Annotated in this window: 20 protein-coding genes and 1 pseudogene; all 21 read left to right on the top strand. The window is 33.0% G+C overall.

The features are described 5' to 3' along the window. Nucleotides 1–3 precede the first annotated feature (3 nt). The 21 genes and pseudogenes from QJ521_RS01135 (at nucleotide 4) to QJ521_RS01035 (ending at nucleotide 22039) form a co-directional block, all read left to right on the top strand. Nucleotides 4–276 carry a YutD-like domain-containing protein gene (locus tag QJ521_RS01135; RefSeq protein WP_282838566.1) on the top strand — a complete coding sequence of 91 codons (273 nt, stop codon included), beginning with the start codon at nucleotides 4–6 and terminating at the stop codon, nucleotides 274–276. Between the two features lie 67 nt (nucleotides 277–343). Beyond that, nucleotides 344–574, top strand: a complete 231-nt coding sequence (locus tag QJ521_RS01130; protein ID WP_282838565.1) for a NifU family protein — start codon at nucleotides 344–346, stop codon at nucleotides 572–574. 66 nt (nucleotides 575–640) lie between these two features. Then, entirely contained in the window at nucleotides 641–1483 is an 843-nt protein-coding gene (locus QJ521_RS01125) for a DegV family protein (protein WP_282838564.1), read from the top strand. Nucleotides 1484–1553: 70 nt separating this feature from the next. After that, nucleotides 1554–1883, top strand: coding sequence for a S1 RNA-binding domain-containing protein (locus QJ521_RS01120; protein ID WP_282838563.1), 330 nt, complete (start codon nucleotides 1554–1556; stop codon nucleotides 1881–1883). Between the two features lie 4 nt (nucleotides 1884–1887). Continuing rightward, nucleotides 1888–3192, top strand: a complete 1305-nt coding sequence (locus QJ521_RS01115; protein WP_282838562.1) for a glucose-6-phosphate isomerase — start codon at nucleotides 1888–1890, stop codon at nucleotides 3190–3192. 7 nt (nucleotides 3193–3199) lie between these two features. Continuing rightward, nucleotides 3200–3658 carry a tRNA (adenosine(37)-N6)-threonylcarbamoyltransferase complex ATPase subunit type 1 TsaE gene (gene tsaE / locus QJ521_RS01110; protein WP_282838561.1) on the top strand — a complete coding sequence of 153 codons (459 nt, stop codon included), beginning with the start codon at nucleotides 3200–3202 and terminating at the stop codon, nucleotides 3656–3658. Beyond that, nucleotides 3655–4254: a tRNA (adenosine(37)-N6)-threonylcarbamoyltransferase complex dimerization subunit type 1 TsaB gene (gene tsaB, locus QJ521_RS01105; protein WP_282838560.1), complete on the top strand. Its 600-nt coding sequence runs from the start codon at nucleotides 3655–3657 to the stop codon at nucleotides 4252–4254. The genes tsaE and tsaB overlap by 4 nt, the downstream gene beginning before the upstream one ends. Beyond that, complete coding sequence (gene rimI / locus QJ521_RS01100; protein WP_282838559.1) at nucleotides 4232–4660, top strand: ribosomal protein S18-alanine N-acetyltransferase; 429 nt, start codon at nucleotides 4232–4234, stop codon at nucleotides 4658–4660. The genes tsaB and rimI overlap by 23 nt, the downstream gene beginning before the upstream one ends. Nucleotides 4661–4662: 2 nt before the next feature. Further along, nucleotides 4663–5664: a tRNA (adenosine(37)-N6)-threonylcarbamoyltransferase complex transferase subunit TsaD gene (gene tsaD / locus QJ521_RS01095; RefSeq protein WP_282838558.1), complete on the top strand. Its 1002-nt coding sequence runs from the start codon at nucleotides 4663–4665 to the stop codon at nucleotides 5662–5664. Between the two features lie 129 nt (nucleotides 5665–5793). Further along, nucleotides 5794–7455 carry a KH domain-containing protein gene (locus QJ521_RS01090; RefSeq protein ID WP_282838557.1) on the top strand — a complete coding sequence of 554 codons (1662 nt, stop codon included), beginning with the start codon at nucleotides 5794–5796 and terminating at the stop codon, nucleotides 7453–7455. Between the two features lie 219 nt (nucleotides 7456–7674). Then, nucleotides 7675–8064 (top strand): annotated as a pseudogene (locus tag QJ521_RS01085) (helix-turn-helix domain-containing protein). A 109-nt stretch (nucleotides 8065–8173) separates the two neighbouring features. Then, nucleotides 8174–9805, top strand: a complete 1632-nt coding sequence (locus QJ521_RS01080; protein WP_282838556.1) for a glutamine--tRNA ligase/YqeY domain fusion protein — start codon at nucleotides 8174–8176, stop codon at nucleotides 9803–9805. Nucleotides 9806–9820: 15 nt separating this feature from the next. After that, nucleotides 9821–11899, top strand: a complete 2079-nt coding sequence (locus tag QJ521_RS01075) for an ATP-dependent helicase (RefSeq protein WP_282838555.1) — start codon at nucleotides 9821–9823, stop codon at nucleotides 11897–11899. 38 nt (nucleotides 11900–11937) lie between these two features. Further along, a complete protein-coding gene (locus tag QJ521_RS01070) occupies nucleotides 11938–13257 on the top strand; it encodes an ATP-dependent helicase (protein ID WP_282838554.1) in 1320 nt (439 codons plus the stop codon). Continuing rightward, the gene (gene ligA, locus QJ521_RS01065; RefSeq protein ID WP_282838553.1) at nucleotides 13232–15217 is read left to right on the top strand and encodes an NAD-dependent DNA ligase LigA; all 1986 of its coding nucleotides are present in this window, start codon (nucleotides 13232–13234) and stop codon (nucleotides 15215–15217) included. The genes QJ521_RS01070 and ligA overlap by 26 nt, the downstream gene beginning before the upstream one ends. Further along, the gene (gene uvrA / locus QJ521_RS01060) at nucleotides 15204–18014 is read left to right on the top strand and encodes an excinuclease ABC subunit UvrA (RefSeq protein WP_282838552.1); all 2811 of its coding nucleotides are present in this window, start codon (nucleotides 15204–15206) and stop codon (nucleotides 18012–18014) included. Before ligA ends, uvrA begins: the two co-directional genes overlap by 14 nt. Nucleotides 18015–18063: 49 nt before the next feature. Continuing rightward, a complete protein-coding gene (locus QJ521_RS01055) occupies nucleotides 18064–18606 on the top strand; it encodes a hypothetical protein (RefSeq protein WP_282838550.1) in 543 nt (180 codons plus the stop codon). Next, nucleotides 18603–19544, top strand: coding sequence for an HPr(Ser) kinase/phosphatase (hprK, locus tag QJ521_RS01050; RefSeq protein WP_282838549.1), 942 nt, complete (start codon nucleotides 18603–18605; stop codon nucleotides 19542–19544). The genes QJ521_RS01055 and hprK overlap by 4 nt, the downstream gene beginning before the upstream one ends. Continuing rightward, complete coding sequence (lgt, locus tag QJ521_RS01045) at nucleotides 19537–20496, top strand: prolipoprotein diacylglyceryl transferase (RefSeq protein ID WP_282838548.1); 960 nt, start codon at nucleotides 19537–19539, stop codon at nucleotides 20494–20496. Before hprK ends, lgt begins: the two co-directional genes overlap by 8 nt. Beyond that, nucleotides 20477–21109, top strand: a complete 633-nt coding sequence (locus tag QJ521_RS01040; protein ID WP_282838547.1) for an HAD family hydrolase — start codon at nucleotides 20477–20479, stop codon at nucleotides 21107–21109. Before lgt ends, QJ521_RS01040 begins: the two co-directional genes overlap by 20 nt. Nucleotides 21110–21124: 15 nt before the next feature. Beyond that, nucleotides 21125–22039: an NAD(P)/FAD-dependent oxidoreductase gene (locus QJ521_RS01035; protein ID WP_282838546.1), complete on the top strand. Its 915-nt coding sequence runs from the start codon at nucleotides 21125–21127 to the stop codon at nucleotides 22037–22039. Nucleotide 22040: the final 1 nt, after the last annotated feature.

Below are 22040 nucleotides of genomic sequence, written 5' to 3'. Positions count from 1 at the left end.
AAAATGATTATAGATACAGAATTCGGACAATTTGAACTCATAAAGAATCATCGGGATGCTTTTGATTTACTTAAGTTTCAAGAACGCTATGTCGATGTTGCTTTTGATCGCTACACTTATTTAGTTGGTGATATGTCATCAAGTATGTTACGTATCAAAGGATTTAATTCAGATCCTAAAAGTCCAAATGGATACAAAAGAATCCCGGACTACTTAAATGAATCGTGCAACATGAATTGTGGGCATTATGTGCTAAAGAGAATTAAAGAGAAATAAAGTGTATTTGATTGAATAAAGAGCATAAATATTATATACTGAAGACGAAAAAGGATAGGTGAATCAAATGGATGATACAAGACAACAAGTCTTAGACTTGATACATAAAGTAAGACCGTATTTACAAAGAGATGGCGGGGACATTGAAGTCATCAATGTCGAAGACGGCATCGTTTATGTGAAAATGCTTGGAGCATGTGATGGATGCATGGCGCTTGATGTAACATTAAAACAAGGCATCGAGACCATGTTATTAGAAAATGTTCCTGGTGTGATTGCTGTGGTAACTGTAGACTAAGTTAAAAAACGGCTCATGTCGTTTTTTTTCAATACTTCAAAAAATAATATAATATGAGGTGGGAAAATGAAACGAACAGTAGGACTAGTTGTCGATTCAACATTTGGATTGGACAGCAAATATGTTAAAGAAAACAATATATCAGTTGTTGCTTTAAAAGTTATTATTGACGGAAAAGAATTTATTGATGGTCAGTTAGCACCTAATCAAGTTGTTGATGCATTAAAAAGCAAGAAATCAATCAAAACAAGTCAACCTTCTCCAGAGCACTTTATGCAAGCTTATGAGAAACAACTTATTAACTACGATGAAGTTATATGTCTAACAATTGCTAAATCTTTAAGCGGAACTAACAATAGTGCGAATTTAGGCAAAACCATTATGGAAAACAATAAAATTCATGTAGTTGATAGTGAAACAAACATTAATGGTGGTATGTATCTAACTGAAAAGTTAATCGAATTTCTTGATGAAGGACACAATGTTCAAGATGCATTGGTGTATCTTGAAGAACTGAAAAACAAAGGATCACTTATATTTACAGTAGATAATTTACAAACACTTGTAGCAAATGGTAGACTTGGTCGCGTTCAGGCTACTATAGGCAACATTTTAAAGATTAAACCGATTTTAAGGTTTAGAAAAGGCGTTCTCGATTTAGAACATAAAGTTAGAAGTTCAAAAAACGTTATGCTCTATTTAGTGAATGAAGCTAAAAAACTTATGGACTTTGGAAAAGTCGTTGTCAGAATTGCTTATGTAGATCAAAGCGCACAAGCAAAAGAACTACAACATGAAATTTTCCAACTAGGAGAAAACGTAGATGTTAAGATTACAGGGGTCATCAGTCCTGTTGTCTCAGCTCATGTTGGACTCGGCGGTTTGGGCATTTATTTAGCTTACGAATAAAACGCGAACAACGCGTTTTTTTCTTATACCACATTTCAAAATATGATATAATGTTGACGAGGTTTTTGATATGAAAATAAATGATCAAATTATTTGCAAAATAACGGGTATTCAGCCCTATGGTGTCTTTGTTTCTTATGGTGAGTACAGTGGACTCATTCATATTTCTGAATTATCTGATCAATTTGTATCATCCATAGAAGAAATTTTATGTGTGGGTGAAGAAGTTGAAGTTAGTGTATTGGAAATTGATGAAGAAAACAAAAGATTAAAACTCAGCTATAAAAAGGCACACCCAGTCCATCCGAAAATACAAAAGATGGTAAAAATTAAAAAAGGATTTCATTCGTTATCCAAGGCATTGCCACATTGGATCGAAAAAACAAAGAATAGAGGTTAGGAGCATGGCACACATTGAATTATTATTAAATGATGCACGCTCATTTTTGAGTGAGCAACCAGAAAGTTTACAAGGAAGAATAACAGAATTACATCATGTTATCCACGAAAAATTAGGCGCAGGTAATGATTTTTTAGGCTGGTTAGATTTACCAATCAATTATAATCGTAATGAGTATGCAAGAATTCTTCAAGCAGCTAAAAAAATAAGAAGACAAAGCGAAGTTTTAGTTGTTATTGGTATTGGAGGTTCTTACCTTGGTGCTAAAGCAGGACTAGAATTTTTAAACGAACCGTTTAAGAAAAACCAGTTAGAAATTATATTTGCTGGACATCAAATGTCTGGAATATACTTAGCTAATCTACTTGAATATCTAAAAAATAAAGATTTTTCGATTAATGTCATTTCGAAATCTGGAACAACCACAGAACCAGCAATCGCATTTAGAATACTCAAAAAAGCATTAGAAGAGAAATATGGTAAAGATGAAGCAAAAGAAAGAATATATGCAACTACAGATCGACAAAAAGGTGCTTTATATACTGTTGCTAAAGAAAATGGATATGAAATGTTTATTATTCCTGATGATGTTGGTGGTAGATTTAGCGTATTAACTGCTGTTGGGTTATTACCGCTAGCAGCTGCGGGTATTAATACTGATCAATTGTTAAAAGGTGCAGAAGAAGCCTATGATCGTTTTATGAATCCAAGCTTAACGACTAACGAAGCATATTTATACGCTGCAACTCGTTATTTGTTATATCAACAAGATAAAAAGGTCGAAATGCTTGTTGGATATGAACCTAATTTGCTATACTTGAACGAGTGGTGGAAACAGCTATTTGGAGAATCAGAAGGCAAAGATCATAAAGGCTTGTTTGTAGCAAGTGCTGGTTTTTCTACTGACCTTCACTCACTAGGTCAATATATCCAAGATGGTGAACGTCATTTATTCGAAACTGTCATTCAAGTTAAACATTCTAGCAAAGATATTTTGATTCCTGAAGAAGAACAAGATCTTGATGAACTCAATTATCTTAAGGGTAAAAAATTATCATATGTTAACGAACAAGCACTAAAGGGAACCATGATGGCCCATAAAGATGGTATGGTACCCAATTTATTAATCAACATACCAAGGTTTGATAGTTTTACTTTTGGATACCTTATCTATTTCTTTGAAAAAGCTTGTGCAATGTCAGCATATCTAATCGACGTAAACCCATTTAATCAACCTGGCGTTGAGGCATATAAAAAGAACATGTTTGCTTTATTAGGGAAAAAAGGATACGAAAACATTATAAAGTAGGGATCAAATGAAGATAAAAAACAGTAATTCAGAAAAAGGAACCGAAGCTCTGGGATATGAGCTTGGTTTACTTTTAAAGAATGAACCTAAAATAGTCATTTTGTTAGACGGTGAATTGGGATCTGGTAAAACAACTTTTACAAAAGGCTTAGCGAAAGCTTATGGTGTAACCCAAATCGTTAATAGTCCAACATACACGATTATGAAAAAATATAAGACAAATGATTATAAAAGAACGTTCTATCATTTAGACCTTTATCGTCTTGATGGTGTAGGAAGTGATTTTGATTTAGAAGAATATATTGACGGCCAAGGCATGATTGTTGTAGAATGGCCATTTCAAGTTGAAGACTTATTACCTAGAGATTATTTATTAGTCAAAATAAACAAAACATCAGATTATGAAAGAGAGTTTACGATGACTTGTGTTGGATATCCTTGCAAAAGAGCGGTGGATTATATATGAAAAGATTATTATTCGATGTATCGACCAATGTTATGTTTGTTGGATATTCAAAAGGCGATATTTTAATTGATTTTAGTATTCGAATAGCAACTAGAGATCATGCAAAATACTTGGTTGATCGCATCGACCAAGTATTAAGACGCAATAAAATTAAAATAGATGATATTCAAGAAATTATCATTGGATATGGTCCTGGATCTTATACAGGATTAAGGATTGCAGTCACTGTTGGTAAAATGCTTGCTTATACAAAACAAATAACTTTAAGAACAGTTAGTAGTTTATATTTTATGACAAGTGGTTATGAGGGTAAAGTTGTAGCGTTAATTGACGCAAGAAGAGGTCATGTTTTTTCTGCAGTTTACAAGAATGGCAAAGTTATCTTGCCTGATGGATATCGCAGGTTAAGTGATTTATCTGAACTACCAGAATATAAACTTGCAAGAACTGTTTTTATTGATGATAGACATTTTGAAATAAACCCAAAAAGAATTATAGAGCATTCAACAATAGTTGATAATATAGATGATTTAACACCTAATTATCTTAGAAGAACAGAAGCGGAAACCTTACATGATCAGAAAAGCAATACCTAACGATATCGTTCATATTGTTAATCTAGAAAATAAAGTATTCACTCAGACACTAGGTGAAACCTTTTTATATGATGAATTTATGTTAAATCCATTCTCTCATTATTTTGTAATTGAGGAACACAATCAATTCATTGGATACATAGGTTTTAGAGCGTTTGATGAAAATTCGGAAATGATGAATTTTGCTATTGATCCAGAGCATCAACATCAAGGATATGGTTCTAAACTTTTGTTATTTGGTCTTGAGCATTTGAATAGTTTAGGTGTAAAGACACTTGTTCTAGAGGTAAGAAAGAGTAACAAAAATGCTATAGAGTTCTATGAAAAATTTGGATTCATCCAATCTCATATTCGCAAAAATTATTATGAAAAAGAAGATGCAATCGTCTATATAAAGGAGGTGTAAACATGGTAATATTAGCCGTTGAAAGTAGTTGTGATGAAACAAGTGTTGCTGTTGTAAGAGATGGTAAAGAAGTGTTGTCACACATTATTTTATCTCAAATAGATATTCACGCAGTGTTTGGTGGCGTAGTCCCTGAAATCGCATCAAGAAACCATGTTGTGCACATTACACGTGTTTTCGATAAAGCGATAACTGATGCAAACATTAAAATAGATGATATAGATTTAGTGGCTGTAACAAAAGGCCCGGGATTGATTGGTTCTTTACTAGTTGGTATTAATGCAGCAACAACATTTGCGTTTGCGCATCAAAAACCAATCATTGGTGTGAATCACCTTGTTGGACATATTTATGCAGCAAACATTGAGCATGATATCAAGTTTCCTGCACTTGCTTTATTAGTTAGTGGTGGACACACTGAACTAATATACATGAAAGAACATATGGATTTCAGACTTTTAGGAACAACAAAAGATGATGCTGTTGGTGAAGCATATGATAAAGTTGCTAGAACATTAGGATTGTCATATCCTGGGGGACCAATAGTTGATCAACTAGCTTCGCAAGGTAAGGACACTTATGATTTACCAAGACCTTTTCTTGATCGAACCGAATATAATTTTAGTTTCTCAGGTTTAAAAAGTGCAGTCATCAATTTGGTGCACAATGCACAACAAAGAAATGAAGCCATTAATATTCCGAATATGTGTGCATCATTTCAAGCAAGTGTTTTAGATGTAATTATCGAAAAAACCAAATTAGCAGCTACTAACTATAATGTCAGTCAGATTATCGTTGCTGGTGGAGTAGCAGCAAACAAAGGTTTAAGAAATAGAATATTCAATGAAATTCCAGAAAAAGAAATTATTATACCAAGTATGGAATTTTGTACTGATAATGCAGCGATGATTGGTGCAGCAGCTTATCATCAGTATTTACTAAAAGGAGCACTACCTAATTATCTTCTTGGTGGGGATTCCACATTAAGTATCGAAGACCAATAAACCAACCAAAACAAAGATTAGAGTTTTTTCCTTTAATCTATTTTTATAAAATACAATATGATTGCGAAAGCATTGTGTTTTTTCAAACAATAGATTAATATATAGTATATATACAAGGGAGTGATACACATGAAATTCCTATTTAAATTAATCGTAATGCCAATACTGATCATGTTAGCTGTACCAGCTATATTTTTAGCATTATTGTACAAAAGCGTTGAAATACCGGTTGAAGACTTTCAAGATATTGGTGATGGTGTCTCCTTAACAGGCATGATCCAAGAAGAAATGGATACATTCTTAATTTCCAATGATACTGATTCAACGGTTGGTGTAGGAATTGCACAATCTAACGCTAATGGATTACTAAAAGCACAGTTTACTGGAATTAACGAAAATTACTTAAATGATAATGCATCAGATGATGAAAAAAATTACGTATTGAAAGAAGATTTTTTTGGTTATCAGGGTTCTTGGGTACGATTTGAAGATGATATTATCGAAATCGAATCCGGGATGCATATTTTTGTATCAAACTTTACTTATAAAACAAGAGTACTTATTGCATTCAAGTTAACCGCTGATACAGATGAAGTTGTCTTAAAATTAGATAAACTTACAGTTGGTAATATGCCACTAGCTTGGTTATTTAGTACTGTGAGTTGGGCTGCTGAGCAAATTACAGGACAAGACATCAAAGGTATTATAGATGATCAATTAGATGGGCTTGCTACATTCGATCCTCAACAAAGAGAAATTAGGATAGATGTCAAAAATTTGATTGAACAACAAGTATCAGATCCTCAACAAGCAGCAATGATTAAATCATTAATGGCGTTTATTGAAGAAAACGAACTGTTGGATATTGGGTTTAAAGATGAAGAGTTTAGAGCTTCATTAGCTTTAGGTAAAACAAAAGATGACACACCTCCATTTGTATTAAATACACTGGACAAAATTATTGATGATGTTCACCTACAAGCAATTTTAGCATCTAAAGCAAATGCACTTATTTTATCATCACTAACAACAACAACTAGTCCATTTATTGAATTAAATGCATTTACATTGAATCGTATGTTTGAATATTTCTTAAGAGAGCAACAAGTAAGCAGTGGAGTTATGCAAGAAATAGAGTTGTTTGAAAATTATAAGATGTCAGCTTTAGTTCCATACGTCACAATGAGTGATGTGTTTACAATCAATATACCTTTGATTATTGAAGATATTGGCGATAACACCAAGCGATTCCAGACGATCATCAAAATTGATGCGACTCCAGAAATGGATGGCAATGACTTAAAGATTAATTTAAATGCATTAACTGCTGGAGAGGTTACGCTTACTGAAGAACATATCGGTAATATCCTTACAATGTTAGGCGATAACGAAATGATTAAAGATGGTGCATTTGTTTTTGAAAATTTTGATGAACAAATGAGTGCTGCAGGTATGTCAATTGAAAATGTCGTAATGGTTAATTCCAAATTAAGAATTTATGTAACACTTAATGATGGAATACCACTAGAAGACATCCAAAATGCAATTGAAGATGTATTAGATGCTATCGTTGATAATCCAGAGTATTCACCAGAATTGAATGACGCAATCAATGATGTTATCAATAATTTAAATGATCCTGAAGGTGACCCAGAACAAGCTATTGAAGATTTCCTTGAAACATTAGAAGGATTATCTGATGAAGAACAACAACAATTGTTTGATGATTTGGTTGAAGCGTTTGAAGGAACAGATTTAGATTATGAAGACATATTTGGTATCAATCCGTAATCAATTAAACTAGAATAAAAATCGGTTGAAACATTCAGCCGATTTTTTATCTAACATGTTTCAGAAAACTCCCTCTTCAAAGCATTAAGTGAAAGATGAATGAAACTCACATTTTTTCTTTAAATTATCTATAAATAACATGCCCTCGTATATCATTACATGATATAATATAAGTATAGATTATCGATGTAAAAGGAGGTGGGTAACGTGAATGAAACCATGAAAGGTTATGTCTATAGACTTAAACCTACAAAAAAACAAACTTATCTGATCAACCAAACATTTGGATGTGTCAGAAAAATGTGGAATCTACTCCTTTTAGAACGAAAGTCCATCTATGATACATCATTTGGTACATTCACAAGATATCTTGAGTATAAAGCAAAGGATTTAGGAAAGACCTTAATCAAGATTGATCAATATTATCCATCAACAAAGACCTGCAGTCAGTGTGGCGAAGAGTAAGATATAAAACTCTTTGAACGCACATACTCTTGTGTATGTGGACAAAAGATGGATAGAGACCTAAATGCAGCGATTAACATCGGTGTTCAAGGTCTAATAGCATATGTAACAAAAGCGTATGGAACAGACGCAATAGCTTGGTAAATTAATAGACACGGGTCTGTTTTACCCAAGAAGCCCCCACTTCTAATGGTTTTCATTAAGTGGTGGGAGTAGTTCACCATATAATAAGTAAGACAAAGAGGTGAATTTTATGGAAAACAATTCCAACTTTATTAAAACAATCATTGAACAAGATTTAGCTAGTGGAAAACACACTGAGATTATAACAAGATTTCCACCTGAACCTAATGGTTTTCTACATATCGGACACGCTAGAGCTATCGTGACCGATTTTGAGCTTGCTAAAACTTTCGGAGGTTATACTAACCTTCGTTTTGATGACACAAATCCAGTTAAAGAAGATGATATTTATGTTCAATCGATGATCGAAGATATCAAATGGCTGGGTTATGAGCCTAAAAACATATTTTTTGCTTCTGATTATTTTGATGAAATGTATGAAAGAGCAATTATATTAATTAAAAAAGGGTTAGCTTATGTTGACCACTCAACAGCTGAAGAAATGGCTAAAGATAGAGGTAATATCAATACACCTGGTAAACCTTCTAAATACAGAAATCGTACAGTTGAAGAGAATCTTGAATTGTTCCATCAAATGAAGGAAGGGAAATTCAAGGAAGGTGAATGTGTTTTGCGCGCTAAGATTGATATGGCATCTCCAAATATGAACATGAGAGATCCAGCGATTTATAGAATATCATTTGCTGAACATCACCGTACTGGCAAGAATTGGTGTATATATCCCATGTATGACTATGCACACCCCCTAGAAGACGCAATTGAAGGAATTACACATAGTTTATGCAGTTTAGAATTTGAAGACCACAGACCGCTATATGATTGGTTTATTAAAGAAACAGAAATGCCTAACATACCAAGACAAATTGAGTTTGGTCGTCTAAATATAGAAAATACTATTATGAGTAAAAGATTTTTACGAGAACTTGTTGAAACCAATAAAGTCATTGGTTGGGATGACCCTAGAATGCCTACGCTTTCGGGATTGCGTAGAAGGGGGTTTACACCTGAAGCTGTTAAGAATTTTATCTTATCAACAGGATTATCAAAAGTTAATTCAACGGCTGGTTATGATATGGTTGAAGCAGCAGTCCGTGACGATTTAGCAGAAAAAGCAAAACGTGTCATGGCAGTTATAGATCCACTTAAAGTAACGATTACAAATTACGAAGAAGATAAAGTCGAACTTATTGAAGTTGATTACCTCCAAGGACATCCTGAAATGGGAACAAGGAAAATTCCTTTTTCTAGACACTTGTATATTGAAAAAGATGATTTTGTAGTCACTAAACCTAATAATAAATATAAAAGATTATCAGTTGGTGATGAAGTTAGATTGTTTCATGCATATTTTATTAAAGCTAATGATGTTGTCTTCGATAAAGATGGAGAAGTTATTGAAGTATTAGCAACTTATGATGTGAATACGAGAAGTGGTAGTGGATTTAATGAAAGAAAACCTAATGGAACGATTCATTTCGTCGAAGCTACTACAGCTAATAAAGCAACCTTTAATTTCTTTGGACCAATGATTGAAGGTGATGACGATATGGATTTACTAGATCGTTTTAACGATGATTCTTGGGAAGTTAAAAAAGGTTATGTGGAACATGCATTGTTAACAACTCAACCACTTGATAAATTTCAATTTATGAGAAATGGATATTTTTGTACAGATAAAGAAAGTAAAGATGATGATCTCATATTTAATGAAACTGTACCATTAAAGAGTTCTTACAAATAAGGAAGTTGGTGCGCCATGAATTGGCTAGCTACTTTAAATGAATCGCAGTTAAAAGCGGTGATCCACCCGGGTGGACCGCTTTTTGTTGTTGCCGGCGCTGGTACAGGTAAAACAAAGACATTAACATCAAGAATTGCATATTTAATCATGAATGGTGTTGAAGCTAAACGTATTTTAGCAGTGACTTTTACAAATAAAGCGGCAAGAGAGATGAAACAAAGAGTTATTGAAATGACAGGTCCACACGCAATGAGCGTATGGTTATACACATTTCATGCTTTCGGACTACAAATTTTAAGAAATCATATTGCTGAACTACCATATGGTTATCGACCCAATTTTACTGTTATTGATGAAGATGACGGAAAAAAGATTATACAAGACCAAATCAAGGAGCTTGGATTAGACACAAAAGAGTATTCGATTAGACTTCTTAAAAATCTTATTTCTTTATACAAAAGTAATCGCATGGATGGATTCGAAAGAACAGACGAAGAAAAGATCTATCAAAAATACCAAGATTATCTAAAAGAAAATCAATTATTAGACTTTGATGATTTGTTGTTATATACATTAGAATTATTAGAAGAAATACCATCAGTTAGAGAAAGATATCAATCTCACTTTGAACATGTACTAGTTGATGAGTTTCAAGATACTGATGCTATACAATATAAAATATTAAAAATACTAGGCACAAAACATAAAAATGTATTTGTAGTTGGAGACCCAGATCAAAGTATATATGCATTTCGTGGCGCGAATTATGAAAATGCAAAACTCTTTGAAAAAGACTTTGGTGCTGAAAAGATTATATTAGAACAAAATTATCGTTCAACCAATCAGATCTTAAAAGCAGCAAACCAATTGATACAATACAATTTTGATAGACCAAGTGCTAAAAATCTAGAAAGTGATTTAGGTGTTGGAGAACCACCCATATATCATCATGCAGAATCAGATTATAGAGAAACGTTTTTTGTTGTTAATGAAATACATAAACTAACTCAACGTGGTTATCAATATGATGATATTGCAGTCTTATACAGAAACAATGCACTATCAAGATTATTTGAAGATTCATTTATTAAATCAAGTATTCCATATATCATATATGGTGGACTATCATTTTATGAAAGAAAAGAGATTAAAGATGCGATTGCGTATATCCGCGTCATTTTAGATCAATCTCAGGACTTCTACTTAAAACGGATTGTTAATGTTCCAAAAAGATCCATTGGTTTAGTTAGTTTACAAAAACTAGAACAACAAGCAAGAGAACTAGGCGTCTCCATGTTTGATGCGATTGATTATGTTAAAGTCACACCTCAAGCTAAAGGTGGTTTGCTAGAGTTTAAGAAACTCATTCTAGAAATGAGTCGGGATTTTAGCGATATGGTTGAGTTATCACAAATCACGCCATATCTTATGGAAAAAACTGGATATCTTGAAATGCTTAAAGCTGAAGGTAGTGAAATCAGTGATGATAGAATCAATAACTTAAGAGAACTTCAATCCGTATTTACTAGAGGAGATATTTATTACGAAGGATCTTTTGTTGAAAAACTTACTGAACAATTAGATCAAATTGCGTTATATACTGACCAAGATCAAGATGTCGAAGAATTCAATCATGTGAAACTTTCAACATACCATCAGGTTAAAGGACTAGAGTTTAAAGTTGTCTTTATGGTTGTTATGGAAGAAAATATTTTTCCAAGTGATCGAGTACTGATGCAACCTGCAGAACTTGAGGAAGAAAGAAGAATTGCCTATGTTGGAATTACAAGAGCTAAAGAAAAGTTATATATGTCATATGCTGATAAGCGTATGGTTTATGGTTCGATGCGTTATAGTTATCCTTCTAGATTTATTCAAGAATCTAGAGTTAAACTAGATCAACCTAAAACAATATATGAAGGAGATTATGTATCTCACTTACTTAAGCAAGGAGATAAAGTTGAACATAATGTCTTTGGAATCGGTGTCGTGATTCGGGTAGATGATGACATCGCAACCATAGCGTTTGCGATGCCTCACGGTATTAAGAGAATTCTCGAAAGCCATCCAGCAATTCGAAAAATAATGAAGTAAATACAATACCATCTAACTAATATAAGTTGGGTGATATGATGGAACTTAACGAAGAACAAAAGAAAGTGGTTTATACAAATGAACGCTTTCTTTTTTTATTAGCCGGAGCTGGAAGTGGTAAGACGAGAGTTATTGTTGAACGTATCAAACATTTAATTGACCAAGGAACACCTGCACATAAAATACTTGCAATCACTTTTACGAGAAAAGCTTCTTTTGAGATGAAAGAAAGACTTCACAATATTGATGTCCATATTCATACGTTTCATCAATTTTGTTATTTGAAATTAATAGAAGACTATCAACAAAATTTTATGATGATCAATGAAGACTCAATATCATTTAGAAAAGATGAGTTGCTTGAAATCACAAAATATAAAAACAGTTTATTCCAAAACAAAAAGCCAGCAAAATATGAGATATATCAAAACCAACTAAAAGAAAACAATGCTAAAGACTTTGATGACTTGCTCATAGATTTCTATAACTTAATTAGCCATAAGAGTCATTCATATGATTATAACTATATATTTATAGATGAATTTCAAGACACCAACTTATTGCAGTACCAACTGTTGAAAACACTTGTTAAAAAACATACTTGCATCTTAGCTGTTGGGGATCCGGATCAGAGCATTTTTTCATTCCGTGGAGCAAACAGTAAAATCATTTATAAATTCGTAAAAGAATTTCGCGCAAAAATATATACATTATCAATTAATTATCGTTCAAATCAAAATATTATATTCCATGCAAATCGCCTGATTAGGCGAAATAACCGAAAGTATAAAAAAGAGTTGATTCCAAGCAATATATCTAAAAATTTCGTTGTTCATCTTATTTTTTTTAATCAAATTGAAGAGTCATTTTCTATACTAAAAGTGATTAAAAATTTAAGAAGAAAAAAAATACAAGATGAAGAAATTGCAGTCCTATATCGGAACCATTTTAGATCTTATGAACTTCAAAAAGTTTTAGATGAAAATGATATTTTATACCAAACTTATGATGAAAACAATGAACATACTAAATCAGGTGTTCAACTCTTGACGATACATAAAGCTAAAGGATTAGAGTTTGATGCAGTCATCGTTATTGGGCTAGAACATGGTGTTCTTCCATCGCTTAGAAAATATGATCAAACTCAACTAGATGAAGAAAGAAGATTAATGTTTGTTGCTATGACAAGAGCAAGACATTATCTATATTTGACAAGCGTTAAAACAAACAGTGATTACCACAGTTTTACATCATCTATATTTATTCGAGAAAGTGGCGTCAAAACCATCAAAATTAACCGTAATAATGGTATAATATCATTGGGTGATTTCAATGGACATCAAACAAAGAATGACTGAGTTGATTCAGATTATTAACCAAGCAAACGAAGATTATCATACAAAAGATCAACCAAAAATATCAGATCAAGCATATGACCAATATTTAAAAGAACTTATCATGCTCGAAGAAAAATATCCTGAAAATAAACAAGTAGATTCACCTACCCAAAAGATAGGTGGAGCTGTTTTAGAAGGATTTCAAAAAGTGACACATCGCATTCCGATGATGAGTCTTTCTAATGTCTTTAACTTTGATGAGTTAAGACAATTTGATGAACGTATTAAAAAAGTCGTTGATAACTATTCATTCGCTACGGAATTAAAAATAGATGGACTTGCGGTCAGTCTCGTATATGAGAATGGTCTTTTTGTGCGTGCAGCAACCAGAGGTAATGGAGTTGTAGGTGAGGATGTTACCGATAACGTTAAAACTATAAAGAGTTTACCGATTCGTTTGACTCAACCTATTGATATCGAAGTGCGTGGTGAAATTTTTATGCCACACAAAAGTTTTAAACAGTTAAACGAACAAAGATTGGCAAACGATGAAGCATTGTTTGCTAACCCTAGAAATGCAGCTGCAGGAACGATTAGACAATTGGATTCTAAAGTTGTATCGAAAAGAAATTTAGATATCTTTGTATATATGATTGTTGAGGCCTCTAGGTATGTGAGTTCTCAAACAGAAGTATTATCATTTTTGAAAACATTAGGGTTTAAAGTGAATCCTAACTATTCACATGTAAACACTATAGAAAAACTGATATCTCAAATTGGAAAATATGATGAAGTAAGAAAAATGCTACCATATGAAACTGATGGTGTCGTTATTAAAGTTAATGAGTTTGATTTATATGACCGCATAGGTTTTACTTCTAAGTTTCCAAAATGGGCAACAGCTTATAAGTTTCAAGCAGAACAAGTTGAAACTGTTTTAAAAGATATAACTTTCCAAATTGGTCGAACAGGTGTTGTTACTCCTGTTGCAGAATTGGAACCTGTTTCTATTTCTGGATCAACTGTTGCACGTGCAACACTTCATAATGAAGACTATATTCTGGCTAAAGATATTCGTGTAGGCGATTCAGTCATTGTACATAAAGCTGGAGAAATTATTCCAGAAGTCTTAAATGTCGTTTTAGAAAAAAGAGTAAAACAACAACCTTTTGAAATGATTCATAATTGTCCAGTGTGTGGGGCACCTGTTGTTAGGAAACTAGGAGAAGCAGATCATTATTGCAGCAATCCTGATTGTCCAGGTAAAAATATTAATAGCTTAATACATTTTTCAAGTAGAGTTGCTATGGATATAGATACTTTAGGAGAAAAAGTTGTTGAGACATTGCACGACTTAGGATACTTAAATCGAATACCTGATATCTATTTATTACATAATTATCAAAATGAATTAAAAGATTTACCAGGTTTTGCGGATAAGAAAGTAGAGAAGTTGATTCAAGCGATTGAAGATAGCAAGAAACAAAGTTTTGACAAACTACTTTTTGGGTTAGGTATTAAACATGTTGGTGCAAAAGTTGCTAAGACATTAATTAAACACTATCCAACCATCGAAGATTTAATGGATGCGAAAATAAAAGATTTGATGAACATCCATGAAATTGGTGAGCAAATCGCAGTGAGCATCACTGATTATTTTGCAAATCCTAAACATCAAGAAATGATTAACGAACTTAAAGAACTCGGATTAAATATGACATATGAAAAAGAAGAGACTATAAAACATATTTTTAACAATAAGACAATCGTATTAACTGGAAAGCTTTCTATTTTTACAAGAGATCAGGCAGCCGATCTAATCGAAAAATTAGGGGGGAAAGTGAGTTCCTCTGTCAGTGCAAAGACTGATTTTGTCGTTGCAGGCGAGGATGCTGGATCCAAACTTAAAAAAGCAAAAGAGCTTAATGTGAAAGTTATTGATGAAGAAGAATTCAAGGTGATGATTGATGGATCTAATTAAAGTACATGGTGCTAGAGAAAATAATCTACAAAACATAGATATTGATATTCCAAAAAATAAACTCGTCGTCATGACGGGTATTTCTGGTAGCGGGAAGTCTTCATTAGCGTTTGATACACTATACCAAGAAGGACAACGTCGTTATATGGAATCTTTATCAGCATATGCACGACAATTTTTAGGTAATTTTGAAAAGCCAGATGTTGATCGTATCGAAGGACTATCACCTTCAATAAGTATCGATCAAAAGACGACATCTAATAATCCTAGATCTACTGTAGGTACAGTAACAGAAGTTTATGACTACCTTCGCTTGTTATATGCTAGAGTAGGAACGCCTTATTGTCCTGGTACTGACGAACCTTTAACAAAACAATCGATTGAAGAAATGACACTTCGTGTTTTAAATCTTAAAGAAGGCAGTCGTATTCTAGTCATGTCCCCTGTTATTGAAAGACAAAAAGGGACATTCAAAAGACTTTCTGAACAATATATGAAAGAAGGTTTTACTAGAGCATATATTGATGGAGAAAACTATTTATTAGAAGAAATGCCTGAATTGGATAAAAATAAGAATCATGACTTCTTTTTAGTTATCGATCGTTTGATTATAAAAGATGGATTAAGAAGTCGTTTATATGATGCTTTAGAACTGGCTGCAAAATTTGCCAATGGAAAAACAAGAGTTATGGTCAATGATGATGCAATGCTCCATTTTTCACAAACCTATTCATGTAATGATTCTAACTTTACAATACCAGACTTAGAACCAAGGCTTTTTTCTTTTAATACACCGATTGGTGCTTGTCCTGATTGTAATGGATTAGGATTAAAACTAGAAGTTTCACCCGATTTAGTTGTTGATCCCTCAAAGAGCTTAAGTGACGGAGGATTGATTCCTTATAAAAATAATGATGACGGTAACTTAAATACACTTATGCTTGAACAGTTTTGCAGTTATCATAAGATTGATATGGGTATTCCAGTTTCAGAGTTAAATCCAAAACATTTGAATATGATTTTATATGGGTCTAGAGAAAAAATACATTATCGGTTGAAATCTACTTCGGGAAGAATTCATGAGAAAGTCGATAAATATGAAGGTTTAATCGTTAACTTAACCAGAAGATACCGTGAAACTACAAGCGATTGGGTAAGAACATGGATTGAAAACTTCATGACTGAATCTGTTTGCCCAACCTGTCATGGAGCAAGACTTAATGAAGCTGCATTATCAGTAAAAATTGGTGGAAAGAACATGTATGAACTTACATCTCTTTCCATAGATGATACAATCACTTTTTTATCAAATGTAGTCCTAAATAACGAGCAGCAACAAATTGCTAAACTTGCTCTTCAAGAAATCATTTCAAGATTAACCTTCCTACAAGATGTAGGTTTAGGTTATTTAACCCTTTCTAGACAAGCGGGTACATTATCTGGTGGTGAAGCTCAACGTATCAGGCTTGCTACACAAATTGGATCTAAACTTACTGGTGTATTATATGTTCTTGATGAACCTTCAATAGGTCTACACCAAAAAGATAATGCAAAGCTTATTGAAACTTTAAAGAAAATGAGAGATTTAGGAAATACTTTAATCGTTGTTGAGCATGATCATGAAACGATGCTTGCAAGTGATTACTTAATTGACATTGGTCCTAGAGCGGGTAAACATGGTGGAAAAGTGGTTGCTGCTGGTACACCACAAGAAGTTATGGATAACCCTGATAGTATTACAGGAAGATATTTAAAAGGTTTAGAAAAAGTAGAAGTTCCAAGAACTAGAAGAGAAGGTACAGGCCAAGATATTTTAGTTATGGGAGCGAAAGCTAATAATTTAAAAGATATTAGTGTTGGTTTTCCACTTGGAAAACTAACCGTTGTCACTGGTGTTTCAGGATCTGGAAAATCATCTTTAGTTAATGAGATACTTCTAAAAGGTTTGCAACAAAAGTATTATAAGACAAAAGATAAAGCAGGAGAACATACAGCGATTAACGATCATAACTTAATTGATCGTGTTATTGATATTTCGCAATCACCTATTGGTAGAACACCTCGAAGTAATCCGGCAACTTATACAGGTGTGTTTGATGATATCCGTGATTTATACGCACAAACCAATGAAGCAAAAGCTAGAGGGTATAAAAAAGGACGTTTTTCATTTAATGTAAGAGGTGGTAGATGTGAAGCATGTGGTGGGGATGGATTAAAAAAAATATCTATGCATTTTTTACCAGATGTTTATGTGCCTTGTGAAGTATGTGGTGGACAAAGATATAACCATGAAACCTTACAAATCAAATATAAAGGCAAAAATATAGCAGATGTCTTAGAAATGACGATTGATGAAGCATTGCATTTCTTTGAGAATCACCCTAAAATACATCAAAAATTGCAAACAATATTTGATGTTGGATTAGACTATATTACTTTGGGACAATCAGCAACTACATTATCTGGTGGTGAAGCTCAACGTGTTAAGCTTGCCAGCGAGTTATATCGAAGAATTACTTCATCATCCATTTATATACTTGATGAACCAACAACAGGATTACATACAGATGATATTAAGAGATTACTTAAAGTATTGCATAAAATTGTTGACGAAGGTGCAACGATGGTTATCATTGAGCATAACCTTGATATCATAAAGAATGCAGACTATATTATAGACCTTGGACCTGAAGGTGGCGATGCAGGTGGAGATATTATTGCATTGGGAACACCTGAACAAGTCGCAAAAGTAAAGAAAAGTTATACGGGGCAGTATTTAATAAATGCTTTAAAATAACAAAAACTAAACTATTTTTGTTATAATAAATGATGTTGGGGGCATGTCTATGAGTTCAAATGACAATAAGGATAAAGATCCAAATAAACTTGATGAAGAAGAAATGCTAGCTTTGCTAGATGAACTAAAGAAAAGAAAGCATTCTAAAAAGGTTTCGGTTAGCCTTGGTTTTCTGTTGCATAGAAATTATATGATTCATATGGTTTTATCTTTAGGTGTAAATTTTTTGATAGCAGCTGTAGTCTTTGGTTTAACAATTGGGATTAATCAACCTTTAGTTGCAATGAATGTCACAGGATTTATTATGGCATTCATGTTGCTAACACTTATTGAGAACTTTGCTAAGATTTTATTATTTAAATATCTAGCAAGAGCAATGATTTTATCAATGGGCTTATTATCTGTTACCGTTCAAATATTAATCTTATATATGATTGATATGATCATAGTTGATGGATTTCATTTTACGAACGTAGAAAATATTATTATATTCGCATTCTCATTTTCAATCTTAAGACTTGTTTTTGCAACCTACTTAAGAAGATGGTTGTATAACGATAGAATTATATTTTTAGGTGGAGGTAAAAAATGAAACTTAAAATCAAACATTTGATACAAGATTTAGACCTCGAGCTTTTATCAGATAAAAAAGCATTAAACCGTGAAATTAAATCTGAAATGTTAAGTAGACCAGGTGTTGAACTTGCAGGGTTTCTTGACTTCTTTGATTCAGACCGTATGATTTTAATCGGATCAAAAGAACATCATTTCATGAAGTTGTTACCATACGATATCAGAAGACAAAGAATTGAAGATATTTTTATGAAGAAACCTCCAGGGGTCATCTTTTCAATCAATGTTGAGATTGAAGAAATGTTTCTTGAATTAGCAAACCGTTATGATGTTGCGATTTTGAAGAGCAAGGTGAGAACAACACCTTTAAGTGGACAACTCTATCAATATCTTCATAGTAAACTAGCACCAAGAACAAGTTTACATGGTGTCTTGGTAGATATTCATGGTATGGGAACTTTAATTACAGGAAAAAGTGGTATCGGTAAAAGTGAAACAGCTTTAGAATTAATTAAACGTGGACACATTTTAATCAGTGATGATCGAGTTGATATTTTTGAAGCAGCACCAGGTGTTTTAATTGGTAGTGCACCAAAAATATTAGAAAAGTTTATTGAAGTTAGAGGCATCGGTATTGTTGATGTTGTATCCATGTTTGGTGCCGGTGCTTATCGTGAAAACAAAAAAATTAAATTAGTGGTTGAACTAGAACATTGGAAAAAAGCTAAAGATTATGATCGTTTAGGTATTGAAACGGACACGATTAAAATCTTTAATACTGATGTTGCTAAAATAACAATTCCAATATTACCAGGAAGAAACATTGCAACACTTGTTGAAAGTGCAGCAATGAATCAAAAACTAAAATTCTTAGGTTATAATGCAGCATTCGAATTAACACAAGCGGTTGCCCTTAAGGCAAGCGGACTAGGAAGGGAAGAGGACGAAGATGATTGATTACTTTAAGAAAAACAAAAAAGCTTTTTACATTTATGGAGGTGCGTTTGCTGTATTCATGCTAATGATTATATTAGCTGTTGCAACACAAACTGGAACGCCTTATAATAATATAGCTGTCGATTTGGGATTTGCTCAAATCGCGTGGTATGCTGTCTTTATTTTAACTGGAATATCTTTAGGAGCGTTTTTAACCTATTGGGAATTTAAAAGAGTCGGTTGGGATACAGAGATTTTATTTGATGCATTACTCTATGCAGTTCCATTATCAATTATAGGTTCTAGATTATATTATGTTATCTTTGATCCAACGCCTAATTATAATTCATTTATTGATGTTATCAATATAACAAGTGGTGGACTATCTATTCATGGAGCCGTTATCACCGCATTCATATTTGTGGTTATATTTACTAAGAAAAAGAAGATTAATTTTTGGATATTGGCCGATATGTTAGCAATTGGTTTTCTTGTCGGACAAATTGTTGGACGCTGGGGAAACTTTATGAATGCAGAAGCGTACGGACCAATTATTGAAAGCCAATTTATTTTAAACATATTACCAGGATTTATCAAAGAACAAATGTTTATTGCTGGAAACTATCATCATCCAACATTTTTGTATGAAGGTATTTGGAACTTTATGGGTCTTGTATTCTTACTTGTTGCAAGAAGAAAAAGATGGTTTAGGATTGGTGATACCATCGGTTTATATTTGATTTGGTATGGATTAGGACGTGGAGCAATAATTGAACCACTTAGAACTGGGGGACATCCAGGTGATGCATTAAGAATGTTTGGATTACCTGCAAATATCGTTTTATCGCTTACGCTATTTATGCTTGGTGGTGTTGCAATTATTGTAGCGAAGAAATACTATTATATAGATCAACCTTATTATGTGGATGTATTAATTGAAGAAGAGGTTAAGATTGAAAACAATCCTGCTTGATTTAGATGGAACACTCATTCAAACCACCGAAATTATATTAGACACATTTAAAGAAACACTTGATAAATTCTTTCCACATCTCGAATTAAAAGATGAAGAACTTACAAACTTATTAGGACAAACCTTGTATAAAACATTTGGGTTTTATACGGATGATCAAGATGAAGTTGATAAAATAGTTGAGCACTATAGACTTATATCTAATCAAAAAATAGAAAATGGATTGAAAGCTTATCCTGGCGCAGTTGAAACTTTGAAGTATTTAAAAAGTAAAAACTGTACAATAGGCATTGTTACATCCAAGATGAGAAAAGTTGCACTTTATCATCTTGAACTTACAGGATTGATTGATTATATTGATGGTTTAATTGGATATGAGGATGTTATTCATCATAAACCAAATCCTGAACCCGTTGAAAAAGCATTGGAATTATTTAATGCAGATAAAAAAACCACAGTATATGTAGGAGATCATGAAAATGATATCATCGCAGCAAAAAAGGCTGGTATTTCATCATGTGCAGTGACCTATAGTCACCGTTTAAAAGCATGTCTTAATGAGCAACCAGAATTTGTCATCGATGAACTAACTAACTTAAAAGATTTCGTATAAAAAGGAGAAGCAAAAATGTTATATGACTTATTAATTATTGGTGCTGGCCCAGCAGGTATCACCGCAGGTATTTATGCCCAAAGAGCAAACTTGAAAGTTGCTATGTTTGAAAAGGGAGCTCCAGGTGGACAACTTGTGAACACCAATGAAATTGAAAACTACACAGGGTCAAAAAAGATGGCAGGTTATGAACTTGCTACGATGATGATTGATCATGCTTATGATATAGGCGTTGAAGTGATTTATGAAGAAATCACGAAAGTAGAATTAGACGGCAATATTAAAAAAGTAACAACAGATAATCAAACTTATGAAACAAAAGCTATTATTGTAGCTTCTGGTACTGTACCTAGAAGACTAGGTGTTGAAAATGAAGATCAATTTGCAATGAATGGTATTAGTTGGTGTGCAATTTGTGATGGACCACTATATAAAGGTAAAAAAGTTATTGTTGTTGGTGGCGGAAACAGTGCAGTTGAAGAAGCTTCATACCTTGCAAGTTTTACAACGCATGTCACTGTTGTACAAAACTTAGAGGATTTAACTGCAGATAAAAAATCACAAGATATTCTTAGAAAGTTTAAAAATGTGGATTTTAGATATAGTTCTTTAGTTAAAAAATTCTTAGGTGATGAAAAAGGACTTACAGGTGTTATCATTACTGATAAAGATGGTAACGAAGAGAAAATTGAAGCCGATGGTGTCTTTGAATATGTTGGTTTAATACCTGTAACTGAAATGGTTAAAGATTTAGGTATAACAAATGATTATGGATATATCGTTGCCAACGAAAAAATGGAAACGAAAGTTCCAGGTGTTTATGCAGCTGGTGATGTGATTGTAAAACAAATTCGTCAAGTTGTTACAGCAACTGGTGACGGAGCAGTTGCTGCACAAAATGCATTAAAATATATAGAATCTTGGGAGTAAT

Origin of the sequence: Peloplasma aerotolerans (genome assembly GCF_030012175.1) — a bacterium.
Taxonomy (GTDB): domain Bacteria; phylum Bacillota_I; class Bacilli_A; order Acholeplasmatales; family Acholeplasmataceae; genus Peloplasma; species Peloplasma aerotolerans.
This window is presented reverse-complemented; position numbering and strand designations above follow the sequence as displayed.